This is a genomic window from Pseudomonas cuatrocienegasensis, from assembly GCF_900110925.1.
Taxonomy (GTDB): Bacteria; Pseudomonadota; Gammaproteobacteria; order Pseudomonadales; family Pseudomonadaceae; genus Aquipseudomonas; species Aquipseudomonas cuatrocienegasensis.
Genome location: NZ_FOFP01000024.1, coordinates 1 through 15,505 on the forward strand (window position 1 = coordinate 1; position 15,505 = coordinate 15,505).

The following is a 15,505-nucleotide window of genomic DNA, read 5'->3' on the forward strand; positions in this document are numbered from 1 at the left end:
CGGGTCTGATCGCTCACTCGGATCGCGGCAGCCAATACGCCAGCGCGAGCTATAGAGCACTGTTGGCCAGAAACGATATGCAGCAGAGCATGAGTCGTAAAGGTAACTGCTGGGATAACTCAGTGATGGAGCGCTTCTTCCTGAGCTTGAAAATGGAGCGGGTATGGCGGCGCGATTATGCCAACCATGCCGAAGCGACACGCGACATCACTGAATATATCGTTGGGTTTTACAATAACGAGCGACTGCATTCGAAACTGGGATATCTGCCACCGACCGTTTACGAACAAACGATGGCGTCGGAACGACCTATCGAGGTGTCCGGGATTAGTTGACCACTACACTGATCAAAACTGTCCATTTTCCTTAATCCATTCCTAAAGTTGGTGGAGCGGCTCGCAGCGCGGTCAGATAACTGGCTAGTTGGCGTTCCGAAAAGAGTGAGTGTGCCGCGTATGGCTTACACCTGCACTCCTCACTACATCACTTTTCCGCTTATCCCCCCCACTTTATCTTCGGATGAGGTTGGGTTGGAACGCATCGGCTAGGGAGTTAGCTGAAGCCCTTGATTTGCCTAGGCTAGCAAGAGGAAGCGCGGATTGGATAGGATTATTTCAGGCATAAAAAAACCGGCTTGTGGCCGGTTTTTAGGGGGATGCCTCAGCTTATTTTTGGTAAGCCGCGGCTGCCTTATTAATCAGGTTGCGGGCCTCATCGGCGCCGGCCCAACCTTCAACTTTGACCCACTTACCCTTTTCGAGGTCTTTGTAGTTCTCGAAGAAGTGCTTGATCTGCTCGATCAGCAGCGGCGGCAGGTCGGTGTATTCCTGTACGTCTTTGTACAGCACGCTCAGTTTGTCGTGCGGTACAGCAACCAGCTTGGCGTCGCCGCCGGCTTCGTCGCTCATCAGCAGTACACCGACCGGGCGGGCACGGATGACCGAGCCAGGGGCGACCGGGTAGGGGGTCACGACCAGCACGTCGAGGGGGTCGCCGTCGTCCGCCAGGGTGTGCGGGATAAAGCCGTAGTTGGCCGGGTAGAACATGGGGGTGGCCATAAACCGGTCGACCATCAGGCAATCGGTGTCGTGATCGATCTCGTATTTGATCGGCGCGTGGTTGGCCGGGATTTCGATGGCGACGTAGATGTCGTTCGGCAGATCTTTGCCGGCTGGAATCTTGCTGTAGCTCATGGGGCGACTCCCTGGTGGGCCAAAAAAGTGGCGCGATTATAGGCACATTCCCCAGGCTTTACCATGCTAGCCATTGGTCGCGGATTGCCCGTCATTCGGTGGTGTGCGGTAGTCAGGGTGGGCCGCGAGCAGGCCTTGCAGTCGCGTGTGCGGGTCCTGGCGGTAGAACAGCGCGAGCTGCGCGTACACCGCGGGGAAGGCTTCGGCCAGCAGGTCCGGGGCGCTGAAGAAGTATTCGCTGGTCACGGCAAAGAACTCGGCCGGGTTTTCTGCGGCATAAGGGTCGATGGCGGTTTCGGCGTCGGGGTTGGCATCCAGGGTGGCGTTGAGCTGATCAAAGGCGCTCTGCATGGCTTGCGCCCAGTCGCCGACGCGCATGTTGTTGTGCAGCGGCGGCAGGCCGTTGGCGTCGCCATTGAGCATATCGAGCTTGTGCGCCAGTTCATGGATCACCAGGTTGTAACCGTCCCAGCCGCCACTGGCACGTACGCCTGGCCAGGCGAGAATCACCGGGCCTTGCTGCCAGGCCTCGCCGCTGTGTTCGCCGTCCCATTCGTGTTCCACGCCGCTGGCGTCGCGGTGGCGCTGTGGGCTGATGAAGTCATCGGGGTAGAGGATGAGTTCATGAAAGCCCTGGTACCAGTTGAGTTCGTCGAGTTGCAGCAGTGGCAGTTCGGCCTGGACCGCGAGGATCAAACGCTCGCTGAAGTCGAGTTCGACACCGGGCAGGGCGCTGATGTGCTTGGCGTGCACAAACAGTTGGGCGCGCTCGCGCAGGCGCTGCAGATCCGCTTCGGCAAGACCGTCAAGAATCGGCAGGGCCTGGCGGACCGCCTGCCAGGTGGCGGCGTCGACAGGATGGCGAGCGAGGATGCGCTGGCGGCGCCAGGCATGAAACGACCACATGGGGCAGGGACTCGGGCGGTTGGGCAGGCCACCATAAGGGCAGCTGTCGGGCCGGGCAAGATCAGGAGTAGGCATAAAGGCTGCAACGAGGCAGGTATCTGCTTTTACGAGGGGCTGCTTATGTCGACCGACCGCCTATCCCGGTTGTCCGCCTGTCTGGCCCACGGACAGGGCCTCGACCTGCCCGGCCAGGCTGCACGGGTGCGGGTGCAGTGGCTGCCTGGGCGCGAGGGACGCGGCCCGTTGTTGCTGGTTGCGCTCTTGTGGGCCCGGGAATGCGCTGATGTGGTGCGGGTTGTCGAGCGGCACCTGGATGCACTGTTTGCCGATTTCGCCTGCACCCCCTCGAACTGGAGCGAGGCGCAGGCCGCCCGTCAGGTGCTGGCCGCGCTCAACCAGCAGCTCCATGCCCAGGGTGAAGCGGGACGTGGATCACCGTTGGTGGGCGCCGGGCTGCTGCTGGTGCAGGAGGGCGAAGCGCAGTTTCTCCAGGCTGGCGCGATTGGCCTGTTGCGCTATCACGGCGGCAGCTTGCAGAGCCTTGCCGGGCGCGAAGACCTGGCCCTCGGGCAGCAGGCCGAACTGGCGCTGGTGCAGCACAGCCTGCCGCTGAGTGCCGGGCAGGTGCTGGTGATGGCGCCACAGCCGTTGTTTGGCGTGGTCGACCTGACACAGTTGGGCAGTGCCTGTCAGGTGGTAACCGAAGAGGGGCTGGATGCGCTGCTCGCCCCCTTGCTGCGCGCGCCCGGTGCGGTGGCAGCGTTGCTGCTGCAGATGGAGGCGCAGGCATTACCCTTGTCGCCACTCACCTGGCCGCCTGTAGAGGCGCCGATAGTAGGACAAGTGCTCGATGGCTGGACCCTGACCGCCGCGTGCGGCTTCGGCCCTCCGGGGCGGGTATTTCGTGCGCAGGATGCTGGGGGCCGTGAGGCCTTGTTGTGGCTGAGCGAAAAACCGGCGGATGACGCCTTCTGGCAACACGAGTGGGCGATGCGTCGCAGCCGTGCACGCGCCCTTGCGCCAGTGCTCTCCAGCAGCCAGCCGCGCTGCCATGCCATGCACCTGTTCCAGGCGCCGCCAGCGGGCGTGCGTAGCCTGGCGAGCTGGCGCGCCGCCCGTGAGACAGTGGATGCCGCGCGGGTGCTGGCGCTGCTGGATCAGGCCATCGAGGCCGTGCGTGCGCTGCAACGACGTGGCATGCAAGGCTTGCTGCTGGCGCCGCGCAGCCTGTTGGTCAGCGAGACCGGGCAGCTGTGGCTGTTCCCTGAGCAGGCGCTGCTGTTGCCTGGCGTGCCGCCGCAAACGGCAGTGGCCGAGCTATTGCCACTGGCGCCTGAGGCGCGCGAGGGACGCCTGGTGGATGGCCGCGCCGACCAGTTCGCCCTGGCTGCGCTGGTGTACTGGCTGCTGTGTGGGCAATGGCCGGAAATCGCCCGGCCCGAGGGCGGGCGTGCCAGTCGCTATGTGCCGCTGAGCAACTTTACCCGGCGCCTGCCGCCGGGCTGGGATGGCGTATTGGCGCGGGCCCTGGCGCCGCAGCCAGAGGCACGCTTTGCCGCACTCTCGGAGTTTCGCCTGGCTTTGCAGAGCCCGGCACCGCGCACCCTGCAGCCGAGCGTGCGACGCGAACCCTGGCGGCTGGCACTGCTCGGTGTGCTGATGGTGCAGTTGGGGGTTGGGTTGCTCCTTAGTTTGGGGAGCTGAACCGGCTTAATCGCTATTGATTGGCAGCACGTAGTTCTTGAACTGGTCGTCTTCGACGAAGCCGATCGACTCATAGACCTTCTGCGCCACCTCGTTGTCGCGGCTGGTGGCCACGCGCATGCGCACGGCATTGGTCTCCTTGGCCATCTTCTTCGCGGTCTGCAGCAGGCGGTCGGCGACCAACTGGCGGCGGGCATCCTCGGCCACGTAGATGTCATTGAGGATCCACACGCGCTTGAGCGACAGCGACGAGTAGCTGGGGTAGAGCTGGCAGAAGCCCATCAGCTTGTCCTCGTCGTCGGCCAGGGCCAGATAGATCACTGACTCCTTGCGGCGCAGGCGCTTTTCCAGAAACTTGCGCGACGACTCGGGGAAGGGCAGCTCGCCGTAGAATTCGCGGTATTTAACGAACAGCGGGGTCAACAGGTCCAGGTGTTCCAGGGTGGCTGGGACGATACGCATGGCGAGCCTCGACGTCGAAGGATGGCGGCAATGGCAATGCAGGTGCTATGCCAGTGGTAGGCCGATGCTGCCTCAAAGCGATTGGAAAGTGCAATCTAGGCGCGCGTTTGATAATGCCTTCTACGGCTGGCCGCGTGCCACGGCAGCGCCGCCGCGGGGCGCTGTGGTAATCTGCGGCGAGTTTCAGCGGCCTTGTCACACGGCCCCTCCAGCCTGTTTGCGGAATTGTTCATGCACATTCATATCCTCGGCATTTGCGGCACCTTTATGGGCTCGCTGGCGGTTCTCGCCAAGGCCCTCGGTCACCGGGTCACCGGCTCCGATGCCAACGTCTACCCCCCCATGAGCACCCAGCTCGAAGCCCAGGGCATCGAGTTGCTGCAAGGCTATGAGCCGGCGCACCTGCAGCCGGCGCCCGACCTTGTGGTGGTCGGCAATGCCATGAGCCGCGGCAACCCGGCTGTGGAGTACGTGCTCAACCAGGGGTTGCCCTATGTCAGCGGGCCGCAGTGGCTGGCCGACCATGTGCTGCAGGGCCGTTGGGTGTTGGCCGTGGCCGGCACCCATGGCAAGACCAGCAGCTCGAGCATGCTCGCCTGGGTGCTGGAGCACGCGGGCATGAGCCCGGGGTTTCTGATCGGTGGTGTGCCGCAGAATTTCGGTATTTCCGCGCGTCTGGGTGAGACGCCGTTTTTCGTGGTCGAGGCGGATGAGTACGACAGCGCGTTTTTCGACAAGCGCAGCAAGTTCGTCCACTACCGCCCGCGCACCGCGATTTTGAATAACCTGGAGTTCGATCACGCGGATATTTTCCCGGATCTGGCGGCCATTGAGCGACAGTTCCACCATCTGGTGCGAACCGTGCCAGGTGACGGCCTGATTATCCATCCGGCACGCGAAGCCGCGCTGGTGCGGGTGATCGAGATGGGCTGCTGGACGCCGGTGCAGACCACCGGTGCCGACGGCCAGTGGCAGGCGCGCCTGCTCAGCGCCGATGGCTCGCGCTTCGAGGTGAGCTTTGCCGGCAAGGTCGAGGGCGTGGTGGCCTGGGAGCTGACCGGCCAGCACAACGTCGCCAATGCCCTGGCCGTGCTGGCCGCGGCGCGGCACGTTGGGGTGGTGCCGGCGCTGGGCATCGAAGCGCTGGGCCGCTTTATCAATGCCAAACGTCGAATGGAGAAGGTCGCCGAGGTGCGTGGAGTGACGCTGTATGACGACTTCGCCCACCACCCGACCGCCATCGCCACCACACTCGACGGCCTGCGCCAGCGCATCGGTGCGCATACCCGGCTGATTGCCATCGTCGAGCCGCGCTCCAACTCCATGAAGCTCGGTGCACACCGCGATGGCCTGGCCGAGTCGGTGCGCCAGGCTGATTCGGTGTACTGGTACGCGCCGCCGAACCTGGGCTGGGATCTGGCGGCCTGCGTCGCAGCCTCGCCGGTGCAGACCCAGGTCTGTGACTCCCTGGAGGCAATCATCGCCGGCGTCACCGCCGAGGCACAGCCCGGTACCCAGGTGGTGGTGATGAGCAACGGCGGCTTTGGCGGCTTGCACGGCAAGCTCGCGGCCGCACTGAACAACTGAGCCTAATCAGCGGCTGCAAGGAGTAGCAATGAACGGTCCCGAACGCATTACCCTGGCCATGACCGGTGCCTCTGGCGCGCAATACGGCCTGCGCCTGCTCGATTGCCTGGTGCGCGAGGACCGCGAGGTGCATTTTCTGATCTCCAAGGCCGCGCAGCTGGTGCTGGCCACCGAGACAGACGTGACCCTGCCGGCCAAGCCGCAGGCCATGCAGGCGTTTCTCAGCGAGTACACCGGCGCCGCGCCGGGGCAGATACGTGTGTACGGCAAGGAGGACTGGATGTCGCCGGTGGCCTCCGGCTCCGGCGCGCCCAGCGCCATGGTGGTGGTGCCGTGCAGCACCGGCAGCCTGTCGGCGATTGCCAGCGGTGCCTGCAACAACCTGATCGAGCGCGCCGCTGACGTCACGCTCAAGGAGCGCCGGCAGTTGATTCTGGTGCCGCGCGAGGCGCCGTTCTCCAGCATTCACCTGGAGAACATGCTCAAGCTGTCAAACATGGGCGCGATCATCCTGCCGGCGGCGCCGGGCTTTTACCATCAGCCGCAAACCATCGATGACCTGATCGACTTCGTCGTCGCGCGCATCCTCAATTGCCTGGGCGTGCCCCAGGACATGCTGCCGCGCTGGGGCGAGCATCACCGGGTCAGTGGCGATGAATAAGCCGCTGTGCTGGCTGGCCGTGCTGGCGCCGCTGCTGCTGGTCGGCTGCGCCAGCGTGCGCACCCTGGATGCCGCCAAACCCGGCGCCCCGGTGATCTACGCCGGCACCCGGCTGGACTGGTACAGCCTGCAGGGCGGCTGTTGCCCGCTGGAGCGCTTCGGCGCCGAGGCCCCGGCGTATCCCGCGCTGGACCTGCCGGCCAGTGCCCTGCTCGATACCCTGCTGTTGCCCTTCGCTCTGGCGGTCGAGCTGGGCGTGAGCCTGGGTGTCAGCGGCGGTCTTTAAGGCTATGTCCCCGTTCTGTGTGTTTCTCTTAGGCGCCACGCCTCGCGGCGAATAGCAGCCATTCAGCGGTCTATCTGATAGCCCCAAAAGCTTCGCGCCGGGGCGGCGCTCCTACCTGAGTCGCGTTTATAGCCGTCTTTAAATGCTGATTGGTGCGGGTAAAGCCACTGCCATGCTGCTATGCTGCGCGCCGCATTTTTCCCTCCCTCCGCATGCCCGGCGCCTCCAGCCGGGTGTGCTCGGGCATGAGCCGCGGCCCTGGGGCGCGGTCCCGCAGGCTGGCGTGGTCAAGGCGACACCCTTATCGGTCCTGCACACATCCGGCGGTTTGTCGGGTCGTTGGCCAGCGTTCTGGAGCAGACGCGACCGTTCTTCTCTGCACACGAGTACGGTCACATGGCTGCATACCTGAACGCCACGGCTGCGTCTTTCGACGTGGTCATCACCTGGGTCGATGGCGCCGACCCGCTCTGGCGCGCCCGCCGCGCTGCGCACTGTGGCGAGATCGCCGCAGGTGTCACCCTGGCCACGGCCAATGTCGAAGGGCGCTTTCGCGATAACGGCGAACTGCACTACCTGCTGTGTTCGTTGCGGCGCTTCTGCCGCGATCTGCGCCGGGTGTTTCTGGTGACTGACGGCCAACGGCCCAGTTGGCTGGGGGACTTTCCCGAGGTAAGCGTGGTCGATCACAGCGATTTTATTCCGGCCGAGCTGCTGCCGACGTTTTCTTCGCGCGCAATCGAGGCCTCCCTGCACCTTATTCCGGGCCTGAGCGAGCACTTTGTCGCGTTCAACGACGATGTGTTTCTGATGCGCGAGGCCGGTTTTGCCGACTTCTTTGGCGTGCGCGGTTGCGTGGTCCACCTCACCGATGAGCCGCTGCCGCTGCAGGGCGATGTGCAGAGCCTGTCCGGGCATAACGATGCCTTCAACGCCCGGCAGTGGATGCGCCGCCACTACGGTCGTTCGACGGTCGAACGGGTGCTCGCCCACGCTCCGCGCGGGGTGCGGCGCAGTTGGATGAATGAGCTGGAGGCGGCGCATCCGGCGATCTTTCGCGAGGTGCGTGAAGAGAAGTTCCGCCGGGTGAGCGGCCAGAGCATTCTGGCCAACCTGTACGGCGACTGGTGCCTGACCCTGGGTCGTGGCGAGGTGCGCGCTGACGAGTGCGCCTACCTGATGACCGATGATTTCGACACCGATGCCGAGCAGGTCGGCGCCTTTATCGAGCAGCAGGTACTGGGGCGCAAGCTCAGCCTGTGCATCAATGACCAGGGTGACGACCGTGAGATCAGTGCCACCCAGCGCATCATGCAGCGGGTCATGGACCAGGTGTTTGTGCGCCGCGTGGCCTAAGCCTCTTACTCGGTGATAGGCGCTTCGCCGTCGTCTTCGTTGTCGCCGCTAATGGCATCGAAGCAGCGTAGCTGGTGCCCCTCTTCGCCGGCCTTGAGCTGCCAGCAGGCATCTTCACTCTGGTACTGCGCCGCGCGCACTTCGCCGAGGCTGAAGCGCCAGCTGCGGTGTGTGCGGCCGTCGATGCACTCGATTCCCAGCAAGGGCCGCGCTGTGCTGTCCGCATCGGCCGAGCCCGAGGCGACCTGGGCGAGCAGTTCCTTGTCGAGGCTGAACTGCCAGGCATGCAGGCCGTCGATTTCCAGCATGTCGGCGGCTTCCAGCGCCTCGATCAGGCTGTTGTGGGATGAGGTCATGGGCATTCTCTTGTCGGTGGATGGGCTCAGCGGCCCAGGCGGCGTAAGTGGTCGGACTCTATCACGCGCACGCCCTGGTCTTCCTCCAGGGCCAGGCGCCACAGGGCGCGGGCCAGCACGGCGACCTCGATGCCGCGGTAGCGACCGGGCAGCCAGCGCATCAAGGGGGCGGCCAGGCGTTCGCCGAGGCGGAAGTCGTTGCGTGGGCCGAGCAGCAGCGAGGGCCTGGCCAGGGTCAATTGCGGCCAGTTCTGGGCGATCAGCGCCTGTTCGGTCTCACCTTTGACCCGGTTGTAGAACACCGAGGAGGCCGGGTCGGCGCCCAGCGCGCTGATTACCAGCAGGTGGCGGGCACCGAGCGCTCGGGCGCGTTCGGCAAAGGCCACCACCAGGTCATGGTCGACGGCGCGAAACGCGGCCTGGGAGCCAGCCTGTTTGAGGGTCGTGCCCAGGCAGCAGAAGGCGGTGTCCACCGGCCCTTGCAACTGCGGCAGCAGGTCGCTCAGTTCACCGATCGGGTTGTCCAGGTGCTGGTGTTCGGCCAGTGGCCGGCGGCTGGGGGCCAGCACGCGGCTGACGGTTGGCTCGCTGAGCAGGCGGTCGAGCAGGTGCTCGCCGGTGAGACCGGTCGCGCCGGCGAGAAGAATATGCTGCGGGGTCAAATACATAAGGCTGGTGGTCTCCGCTCGTGGCCCTGCAATTAGTCGTGTGGCGCCGACTGGGCATCACGTACCCGGCGCCATTGGTTGAGAACCGCAGGCGGTGCCCAGAGTTGCGGTTGTGAGGCTTCGAAGCCGTCGGCCTGCTCGCGTTCGGCAACATGCGCGGCGGCCAGGTCGAAGGCCTTTTGCAGGTCATCGGTCTGGCTCAGGGCGTCGGCGAACAGGGCGCGGCCGAAGTAGGTGAAGTCGGCCTCTTCCGAGCAACCGAAGGACACCCGGTCGGCGCGGGCGGCGGTCATGATCAGGGTCTTGTCGTCCTTGAGTGGCGGGATGAAACCGCCGGAGTAGCAGGCCGAAATCACCACCACCTTGTGCCGGTCCGCCAGGGGCTGCAGCAGGGTCGCCAGGTCGCGCGCGGCGAGGTCGGCCAGTTGCAGGCGCGGCTGGTCGAGATTCAGGGCGTGGCTCGCCGAGCCGTGGCTGGTCAGGTAAAGGAACACGACATCTTCCGGGCCGCTGCGCTCGGCCAGAGTCTGTACCGCCCGCGTGAGGTTCTCGCGGGTAGCCAGCGGGCGGTCGGCGAGGTGGTCGCGGTGGTTGACCAGGGTGACGCTGCCGTGGGCGGCGAAGCGCTCGGTTAGCAGGTTGGTGACATAGTCGGCTTCGCGCAGGAATACGCTCTGCTTGCCATCGCCGGCCAGGGTCAGTGTATAGAGTTCCGGCGCGGGGCTTGAGGCCGGCACGGCGGCCAGTGCCTCATCCAGCAGGCGGCCTTGATCGAGCAGGGCGATCTCCAGCGGGTCAGGCAGCAGGCGCTCGGCGTCATCGCGTATGCGGCGCCCGGCCGCCCAGGTACCGGCCTCGACCTGGCCGTCGGCGTGGGTCAGCACGCCTTGTCCATGGAGCTCATCGCGTACGAACTGGCCGATATAGATACTGCCGTCGGCTTGGCTCAGTTGCCCCTTGCCGTGGTATCGCCAGTCGCGGAACTGACCCTGGTAACTGCTGCCATCCGTGCCGAGGTACTGGCCTTCGCCCGTCAGGCTGCCATTGTTGAATTGGCCGCTCCAGACCGCGCCGTCAGTGCCCTGGTAACGGCCTTGGCCATGAAACTGGTCAGCCTCGAAACCGCCGCTGTACAGGTCGCCCTCGGCGCCTCGGTAACTGCCGGGGCCTTGCAGTACGCCGGCGACAAACAGTCCACTGAACTGATTGCCCTGGGCGTCGGTGCGCATACCCTGGCCGCTCGCCTGGCCGGCGCTGAACTGTCCCTGGTATTGGCTGCCGTCGGCATACAGATAAAGCCCCAGGCCGTCGAACAAACCGTCCTTGAACTGGCCCTGATAAATCTCGCCCTGACGCTCCAGACGGCCTTCGCCAGCGAAACGTCCTGCCACGAAGCTGCCGCGATAGGTGCTGCCGTCCGGGTAATCCAGGCGACCTTCACCCTGCAGGCGGCCGTCCACCAGGCTGCCGTAATAGCGCGTACCGTCGGGCAGCACGGCATCGGCCGGGAGTAGAGATTCGCCCTCGCCGCAGGCGGCAAGCAGCAGGCTGAGGCTCAAGGGGGCCAGGGCTGTTAAGCGGGGCATGGCGACGTTCCGGGGTGGGTATGACGCGAGTATGCCGCAAAGTGTGGGGAGGCGGGCAGCGGTGCCGGTGCGGCAGGGCATGCCGCGCACCGGTGCTGTCGGGTGTCAGACGAAGCAGAGGGTCAGCGGTTCGGCGATATAGGCCGGCTTTTCCTGGCCCTCGATTTCCAGCACAGCACGCGCCTTGAGCAGCCATTGGCTGGGGTTCTTCTCGTTGGCATCGGTCAGGGTCACGACCAGGCGTACGCGCGAATCGACTTTCACCGGCTGGATAAAGCGCACGCTATCGAGCCCGTAGTTGACGGCCATTTTCAGGCCTTCGGGCATAAGCATGATGTCTTCCATCAACATCGGAATCAGCGACAACGAGAGGAAACCGTGGGCAATGGTGCCGCCGAACGGCGTGCGTTTGGCTTTCTCCGGGTCGACATGGATGAACTGGTGATCGCCTGTGCAGTCGGCGAACTGGTTGATCCGCGCCTGGTCGATGGTCAGCCAGTCGGAGCGGCCGAGTTCTTTGCCCACGTAGTCTTGCAGTTGTGCAACAGGTACTGACGGCATATTTCCTCCTGGAGAAGACGGGTGTTGTTTTATTCCTTGAACCCTTAGGGGCTGTTGCCGTTTCGTTCGCGACGAAACGGCAGCAGACCCTAGATCAGCATGCTCGCTGCCGGCGGTCAACCCTGGCGACGCATGCTGAATGGCGGGTTATAGACCAGCCACGTTGCTGCCTATAATGGCCACTTATTGCCCGCTGGTTGCATCCTCGCGCTGCCAGTGCCGGGCTGATCGATACGGAGACTTTCCATGCTGTTACGCGGCCTATCCTGGCTGGTGCTGTGCCAATTGCTGGGCACGGCCCTGAACGTGTTGCTGATGCCGATGCTGCCGGGGCCGATCATCGGCATGCTGCTGTTGTTCATCTTTCTGCTGCTGCGCGGCGAGGTCAGTGAGCCGTTGCAGCAGGCGGCCGGCAGCCTGCTGCGCTACTTGCCGCTGTTGCTGGTGCCGCCGGCAGTGGGGGTGATGGCCTATGCCGCCGACATCGTGGCGGACTTCTGGGCCGTGGTTGGTGCGCTGGTGCTGTCGCTGGTGTTCTCGCTGGTGTTTGCCGGTTGGCTGATGCAGAAACTCATCGAACGCCAGCAGCGTCGTCGGGGTCAGGTATGAGTCTGGATTGGTATGGCGCCTGGCAGGCGGTCACCCACCACCCACTGTTTGGCGCCGGGGTGACCCTGGGCGCCTATCAGGTGGCGATTGCCGCATACGAGCGCACCCGTTGGGTGTTTTTGCAGCCGGTGCTGGTGTCGATGCTGATCGTGATCGGCGTGCTACTGGTGTGCGGCCTGAGCTTTGCCGAGTACCGCGTCAGTGCCGAGGCCCTGACGCTGTTTCTGGGGCCGACCACCGTTGCGTTGGCGGTGCCGCTGTTTCTCAATCTGCGGCGTATTCGCCAGCTGTTTTGGCCGACGCTACTGACCCTGTTTATCGGTGGCGGCGTCGCCACCGTGCTGGGCGTGGCCTTTGCCTGGTTGCTGGGCGCCGAGCACCTGATGCTGATGAGCATGGCGCCCAAGTCGGTGACCTCGCCTATCGCCATGCTGGTGGCGGAGCAGATTGGTGGGATCGCAGCGCTGGCGGCGGTCTTCGTGATGATCACCGGGGTGGTCGGGGCGATTGTCGGCCCCTCGCTGCTGCGTCTGTTTGGCGTCTGTCACCCGGCGGCGATGGGTATGGCCCTGGGTATCACCGCCCACGCAGTCGGCACCGCCAGGGCGATGCAGGAAGGCGAGGAGTGCGGCGCCTTTGCGGCGTTGGCCATGAGCCTGATGGGCATGATCACCGCGGTGTTGCTGCCATTGGCCGTTGTGCTGTTGCGCTGAGGCGAGTGGTTAGCTGGCCCGCGCTTGGCCGCGAATACTTGAGGCGCCCTGGACGGGCGTTGGATATTTCACCGTTTTCGAGGATATGGCGATGAACCTGCCCCTGTTTCCCCTCAACACTGTGCTGTTTCCCGGTTGTCCGCTGGATTTGCAGATTTTCGAGGCGCGTTACCTGGACATGATCAGCCGCTGCATGAAGCAGGGCGAAGGCTTCGGCGTGGTGGCCATTGTTGAAGGTGATGAGGTGGGTGAAGCCGCTGGGCAGTTTGCCGCGATTGGTTGTGAGGCGCGCATCTGTGATTTTCAGCAGCGGCCCAATGGCCTGCTCGGCATCCGCGTCGAGGGTGCGCGGCGCTTCAAGGTCAACCGCGCTCAGGTATTGCCGGATCAACTGACCCTGGCCGACGTGGATTGGCTGGATGACACCGAAGCCCTACCGCTGCAAGCGGGCGATGCCGATCTGCTGGCCCTGCTCGGCGCCTTGGTCGACCACCCGATGGTCAGCGGCCTGGGTATTGGCAGCGAGGTGGATGACCAGGCCGTGTTGGCCAATCGCCTGGCCTACCTGCTGCCCCTGCCTCCCGAGCAGAAGGTGCAATTGCTGACCCTGGATGACCCGCAGGAACGCCTTGGCCGTCTGCAAGTGCTGCTCGAAGCGCTGCAGCGCGAGATGAATGGCGAAGGGTAGGAGCGAAGGGTGGGCGCCTAGCCTTTATTCGCGATTGATCGTGGAGAGGCTTTAGCCGCGATGCTTTCAGCGCTTTCAAGGATTATCGCGAATAAATTCGCTCCTACGGATAGCGACCAATTATGTGTGTCGCGACATTAGTAGCGGTACAGCAGCACCCCTTCTCCCAGGCGCCACAGCGCCATACTGCCGAGCAGTCCCAGGCATGCCGGTAGCACCAGCCACCAGATCCGCGCCGATAAGGCATGCAGCGGCGTGCGCCACTGGCACAGGTACAGGCTGATGGCGCACAGGCTGCTGGCCAACAAGGCGCCGGCGATCACGTCGCTGGGCCAATGCACGCCCAGATAGACCCGCGAGCCGGCGATGGCGGCAGCCGGCAGGCAGGCCAGGACCAGCCAGGTCAGACGCATACGCACCGGCTGGTCGCGGCCCGCCAACACCCCCAACACCAGAAAAAAGGCGAACGCTGCCGAGCTGTGGCCGCTGGGGAAGCTGTAGCTGCTTAACGGCTCCAGCAATACGTCAGGGCGCTGTCGGGCGAACAGTGCTTTGAGTGCACCATTGGCCAGCGCCGTGCCTAGCAGTGTGGCGACGCTGAAAATCAGCGCGCGCCACTGCCGCGTGGCCAGCAACAGCAGGCAGAGCAGCACGGCGGCGAGCAGTTGTACGCTGAAGTCGCCCAGGTGGGTGATGAAAATCACCAGTGGGTCGAGCAGGGCGCTGCGTTGCTCCTGTACCAGCGCCAGCAGCCCCTGGTCGAGTTGTATCAGCTGGGGCCAACCGATAAATAGCCCGAGCAGAACCAGCAGGCTCAGTCCGGCAGTGATAGCGCTGGCATGACGTTGGCCATGGGCGCTGCTATGAACGCTGATCAGCACCAGCAGCGCCAGGCCCGCGGCTACTACCGCTGCTTGCGGCCAGAAACCAGGCGGCAGCGGCAGGCGCAAGGCTGCGCCTGTGGCCCAGCCCGGCAGCAGGTAGGCCACCGCCCAGCCGGCTGCCGCCAGCAGACTCACCGCCACAAAGCGGCCAAACGGCATATTGCACATGCCGGCGACCATCGGCAGCATCGGGCGCAACGGGCCGATATAGCGGCCGACCAGCAAGCTGGCGACGCCGTAGCGTTGGAAATACTGCTCGGCCCCGGCCAGCCATTGCGGGTGATGCCGCAGGCCCGGCAAGCGCCGGATGTCCTGATGAAAGTAACGGCCCAGGCCATAGGACAATGCATCGCCAAGCAGGCCGCCGGTGTAGGCCAGCAGCAGGGTTTCGCCCAGTGACAGGCTGCCGCTGCCAGCCAGCACGGCCACGGCGAACAGCAATACGGTGCCAGGGACGACGATGCCGGCAATCGCCAGGCACTCGATGCAGGCAATCACGAAGATTGCCAGGCCCAGCCATTGCGGGTGGGCGCCTAGCCAGGCGGTCAGACTGGCGAGCCATTCGCTCATTTGCTGCTCTCCGAAGGTGTAATCCAGTGATAGTCGCGGCCTTCGACCTGGCCACGGCGCAAAGGGTTTCGCGTGCACTGGCGCGCGTAGGCCGGGTCGACGAAGCGATACAGCAGGTGCTCATCGCGGCCCACCGGGATGCCCAGGCGAGTGGTTTGCAGTGCGCGGGGCAGGGTGCTGCCCACATCCTCGACGAACAACCGCTGCGGGTCGAAGGGGCGTGCGTCCCAGTCGGGTACGCGCAGGCCAAGAGCCTTGCACAGCAGGGTCTGGCCGGCGCACAGGCGCTCGCTGGGACGCTGCAGTCCCAGGCGGTCGGGGTTATTGGCCTGCATGCGCGCCAGGCTCTCCGGGCCGGATACGGCGTCCAGCCAGGGCGCCGCAGATTTGATCAGTACCGCGTTGCCAGGGCCTTTGGCGCTGAAATTCAGTGAATCGCCGCCGCGGGCGTAATACATGTAGATGTGCCCGCCATCGAGAAACAGCGCGCGGCGTTTCTCGGTATAGCCAAGAGAGGCATGGCTGCCTTTCTCTTCCAGGTAGTAGGCCTCGGTTTCGATAATGCGCGCCGACAGCCAGAGATCGCCCTGCCGGTGGCGGATCACCTTGCCGAGCAGGTCGCAGGCCAGTGCGCAGGCATCGCGGTTGAAAAAGGCGGCGGGCAGGGGGCGGGCATTGTGCCAGGGCGGCGATACGGGCGGCATGACGGCTCTAT

18 protein-coding genes are annotated in these 15,505 nt (G+C 64.6%); 9 read left to right on the top strand and 9 right to left on the bottom strand.

Features of this window, described 5'->3' with window-relative positions; translation table 11 throughout:
* The coding region (locus BMW49_RS22270) for an integrase core domain-containing protein (protein WP_139205713.1) at positions 1 to 335 on the top strand (335 nt) is incomplete at its 5' end.
* Positions 336 to 665: 330 nt separating this feature from the next.
* Here BMW49_RS22270 and ppa read toward each other — a convergent pair.
* Positions 666 to 1,193 carry an inorganic diphosphatase gene (gene ppa, locus BMW49_RS22275; protein ID WP_069521219.1) on the bottom strand — a complete coding sequence of 176 codons (528 nt, stop codon included), beginning with the start codon at positions 1,191 to 1,193 and terminating at the stop codon, positions 666 to 668.
* 66 nt (positions 1,194 to 1,259) lie between these two features.
* Entirely contained in the window at positions 1,260 to 2,099 is an 840-nt protein-coding gene (locus BMW49_RS22280) for a M90 family metallopeptidase (RefSeq protein WP_069521217.1), read from the bottom strand.
* 120 nt (positions 2,100 to 2,219) lie between these two features.
* Between BMW49_RS22280 and BMW49_RS22285 the strand changes: the two genes are divergently transcribed.
* Positions 2,220 to 3,803 (top strand): protein kinase, encoded by a 1,584-nt coding sequence (locus tag BMW49_RS22285; RefSeq protein WP_069521216.1) that lies wholly within the window; start codon positions 2,220 to 2,222, stop codon positions 3,801 to 3,803.
* Positions 3,804 to 3,809: 6 nt separating this feature from the next.
* Here BMW49_RS22285 and BMW49_RS22290 read toward each other — a convergent pair whose 3' ends face one another.
* Positions 3,810 to 4,265 (bottom strand): GNAT family N-acetyltransferase, encoded by a 456-nt coding sequence (locus BMW49_RS22290; protein ID WP_069521214.1) that lies wholly within the window; start codon positions 4,263 to 4,265, stop codon positions 3,810 to 3,812.
* A gap of 231 nt (positions 4,266 to 4,496) precedes the next feature.
* Here BMW49_RS22290 and mpl point away from each other — a divergent pair, with 231 nt between their 5' ends.
* The 4 genes from mpl to BMW49_RS22310 all read left to right on the top strand — a co-directional run bounded on the left by mpl (position 4,497) and on the right by BMW49_RS22310 (position 8,155).
* The gene (mpl, locus tag BMW49_RS22295) at positions 4,497 to 5,852 is read left to right on the top strand and encodes a UDP-N-acetylmuramate:L-alanyl-gamma-D-glutamyl-meso-diaminopimelate ligase (RefSeq protein ID WP_069521212.1); all 1,356 of its coding nucleotides are present in this window, start codon (positions 4,497 to 4,499) and stop codon (positions 5,850 to 5,852) included.
* 28 nt (positions 5,853 to 5,880) lie between these two features.
* A complete protein-coding gene (ubiX, locus tag BMW49_RS22300) occupies positions 5,881 to 6,513 on the top strand; it encodes a flavin prenyltransferase UbiX (RefSeq protein WP_069521210.1) in 633 nt (210 codons plus the stop codon).
* Entirely contained in the window at positions 6,506 to 6,799 is a 294-nt protein-coding gene (locus tag BMW49_RS22305) for a YceK/YidQ family lipoprotein (protein WP_069521225.1), read from the top strand. Before ubiX ends, BMW49_RS22305 begins: the two co-directional genes overlap by 8 nt.
* Positions 6,800 to 7,195: 396 nt before the next feature.
* Positions 7,196 to 8,155 (top strand): stealth family protein, encoded by a 960-nt coding sequence (locus tag BMW49_RS22310; RefSeq protein WP_069521208.1) that lies wholly within the window; start codon positions 7,196 to 7,198, stop codon positions 8,153 to 8,155.
* A gap of 5 nt (positions 8,156 to 8,160) precedes the next feature.
* On the opposite strand, the gene BMW49_RS22315 is transcribed toward BMW49_RS22310, so the two are convergent.
* From BMW49_RS22315 to BMW49_RS22330, 4 genes are all read right to left on the bottom strand, one after another.
* Complete coding sequence (locus tag BMW49_RS22315; protein ID WP_069521206.1) at positions 8,161 to 8,511, bottom strand: DUF5629 family protein; 351 nt, start codon at positions 8,509 to 8,511, stop codon at positions 8,161 to 8,163.
* Between the two features lie 26 nt (positions 8,512 to 8,537).
* Positions 8,538 to 9,179 carry an oxidoreductase gene (locus BMW49_RS22320; protein ID WP_069521205.1) on the bottom strand — a complete coding sequence of 214 codons (642 nt, stop codon included), beginning with the start codon at positions 9,177 to 9,179 and terminating at the stop codon, positions 8,538 to 8,540.
* A 32-nt stretch (positions 9,180 to 9,211) separates the two neighbouring features.
* Positions 9,212 to 10,765 carry a C13 family peptidase gene (locus BMW49_RS22325; RefSeq protein ID WP_069521204.1) on the bottom strand — a complete coding sequence of 518 codons (1,554 nt, stop codon included), beginning with the start codon at positions 10,763 to 10,765 and terminating at the stop codon, positions 9,212 to 9,214.
* Positions 10,766 to 10,870: 105 nt separating this feature from the next.
* Positions 10,871 to 11,326 (bottom strand): MaoC family dehydratase, encoded by a 456-nt coding sequence (locus BMW49_RS22330; protein ID WP_069521202.1) that lies wholly within the window; start codon positions 11,324 to 11,326, stop codon positions 10,871 to 10,873.
* Positions 11,327 to 11,572: 246 nt separating this feature from the next.
* Here BMW49_RS22330 and BMW49_RS22335 point away from each other — a divergent pair, with 246 nt between their 5' ends.
* The 3 genes from BMW49_RS22335 to BMW49_RS22345 all read left to right on the top strand — a co-directional run bounded on the left by BMW49_RS22335 (position 11,573) and on the right by BMW49_RS22345 (position 13,336).
* Positions 11,573 to 11,935 (top strand): CidA/LrgA family protein, encoded by a 363-nt coding sequence (locus BMW49_RS22335; RefSeq protein ID WP_069521200.1) that lies wholly within the window; start codon positions 11,573 to 11,575, stop codon positions 11,933 to 11,935.
* Positions 11,932 to 12,648 carry an LrgB family protein gene (locus tag BMW49_RS22340; protein WP_069521198.1) on the top strand — a complete coding sequence of 239 codons (717 nt, stop codon included), beginning with the start codon at positions 11,932 to 11,934 and terminating at the stop codon, positions 12,646 to 12,648. The genes BMW49_RS22335 and BMW49_RS22340 overlap by 4 nt, the downstream gene beginning before the upstream one ends.
* Positions 12,649 to 12,739: 91 nt before the next feature.
* Positions 12,740 to 13,336, top strand: a complete 597-nt coding sequence (locus BMW49_RS22345) for an LON peptidase substrate-binding domain-containing protein (protein ID WP_069521196.1) — start codon at positions 12,740 to 12,742, stop codon at positions 13,334 to 13,336.
* A gap of 137 nt (positions 13,337 to 13,473) precedes the next feature.
* Here the strand turns inward: BMW49_RS22345 and BMW49_RS22350 are convergent, their stop codons facing one another.
* Together BMW49_RS22350 and BMW49_RS22355 are read right to left on the bottom strand one after the other, a co-directional pair.
* Positions 13,474 to 14,790 (bottom strand): bifunctional DedA family/phosphatase PAP2 family protein, encoded by a 1,317-nt coding sequence (locus tag BMW49_RS22350; protein WP_069521194.1) that lies wholly within the window; start codon positions 14,788 to 14,790, stop codon positions 13,474 to 13,476.
* Positions 14,787 to 15,494 carry a DNA-3-methyladenine glycosylase gene (locus BMW49_RS22355; protein WP_069521192.1) on the bottom strand — a complete coding sequence of 236 codons (708 nt, stop codon included), beginning with the start codon at positions 15,492 to 15,494 and terminating at the stop codon, positions 14,787 to 14,789. Before BMW49_RS22355 ends, BMW49_RS22350 begins: the two co-directional genes overlap by 4 nt.
* Between the last annotated feature and the right edge of the window lie 11 nt (positions 15,495 to 15,505).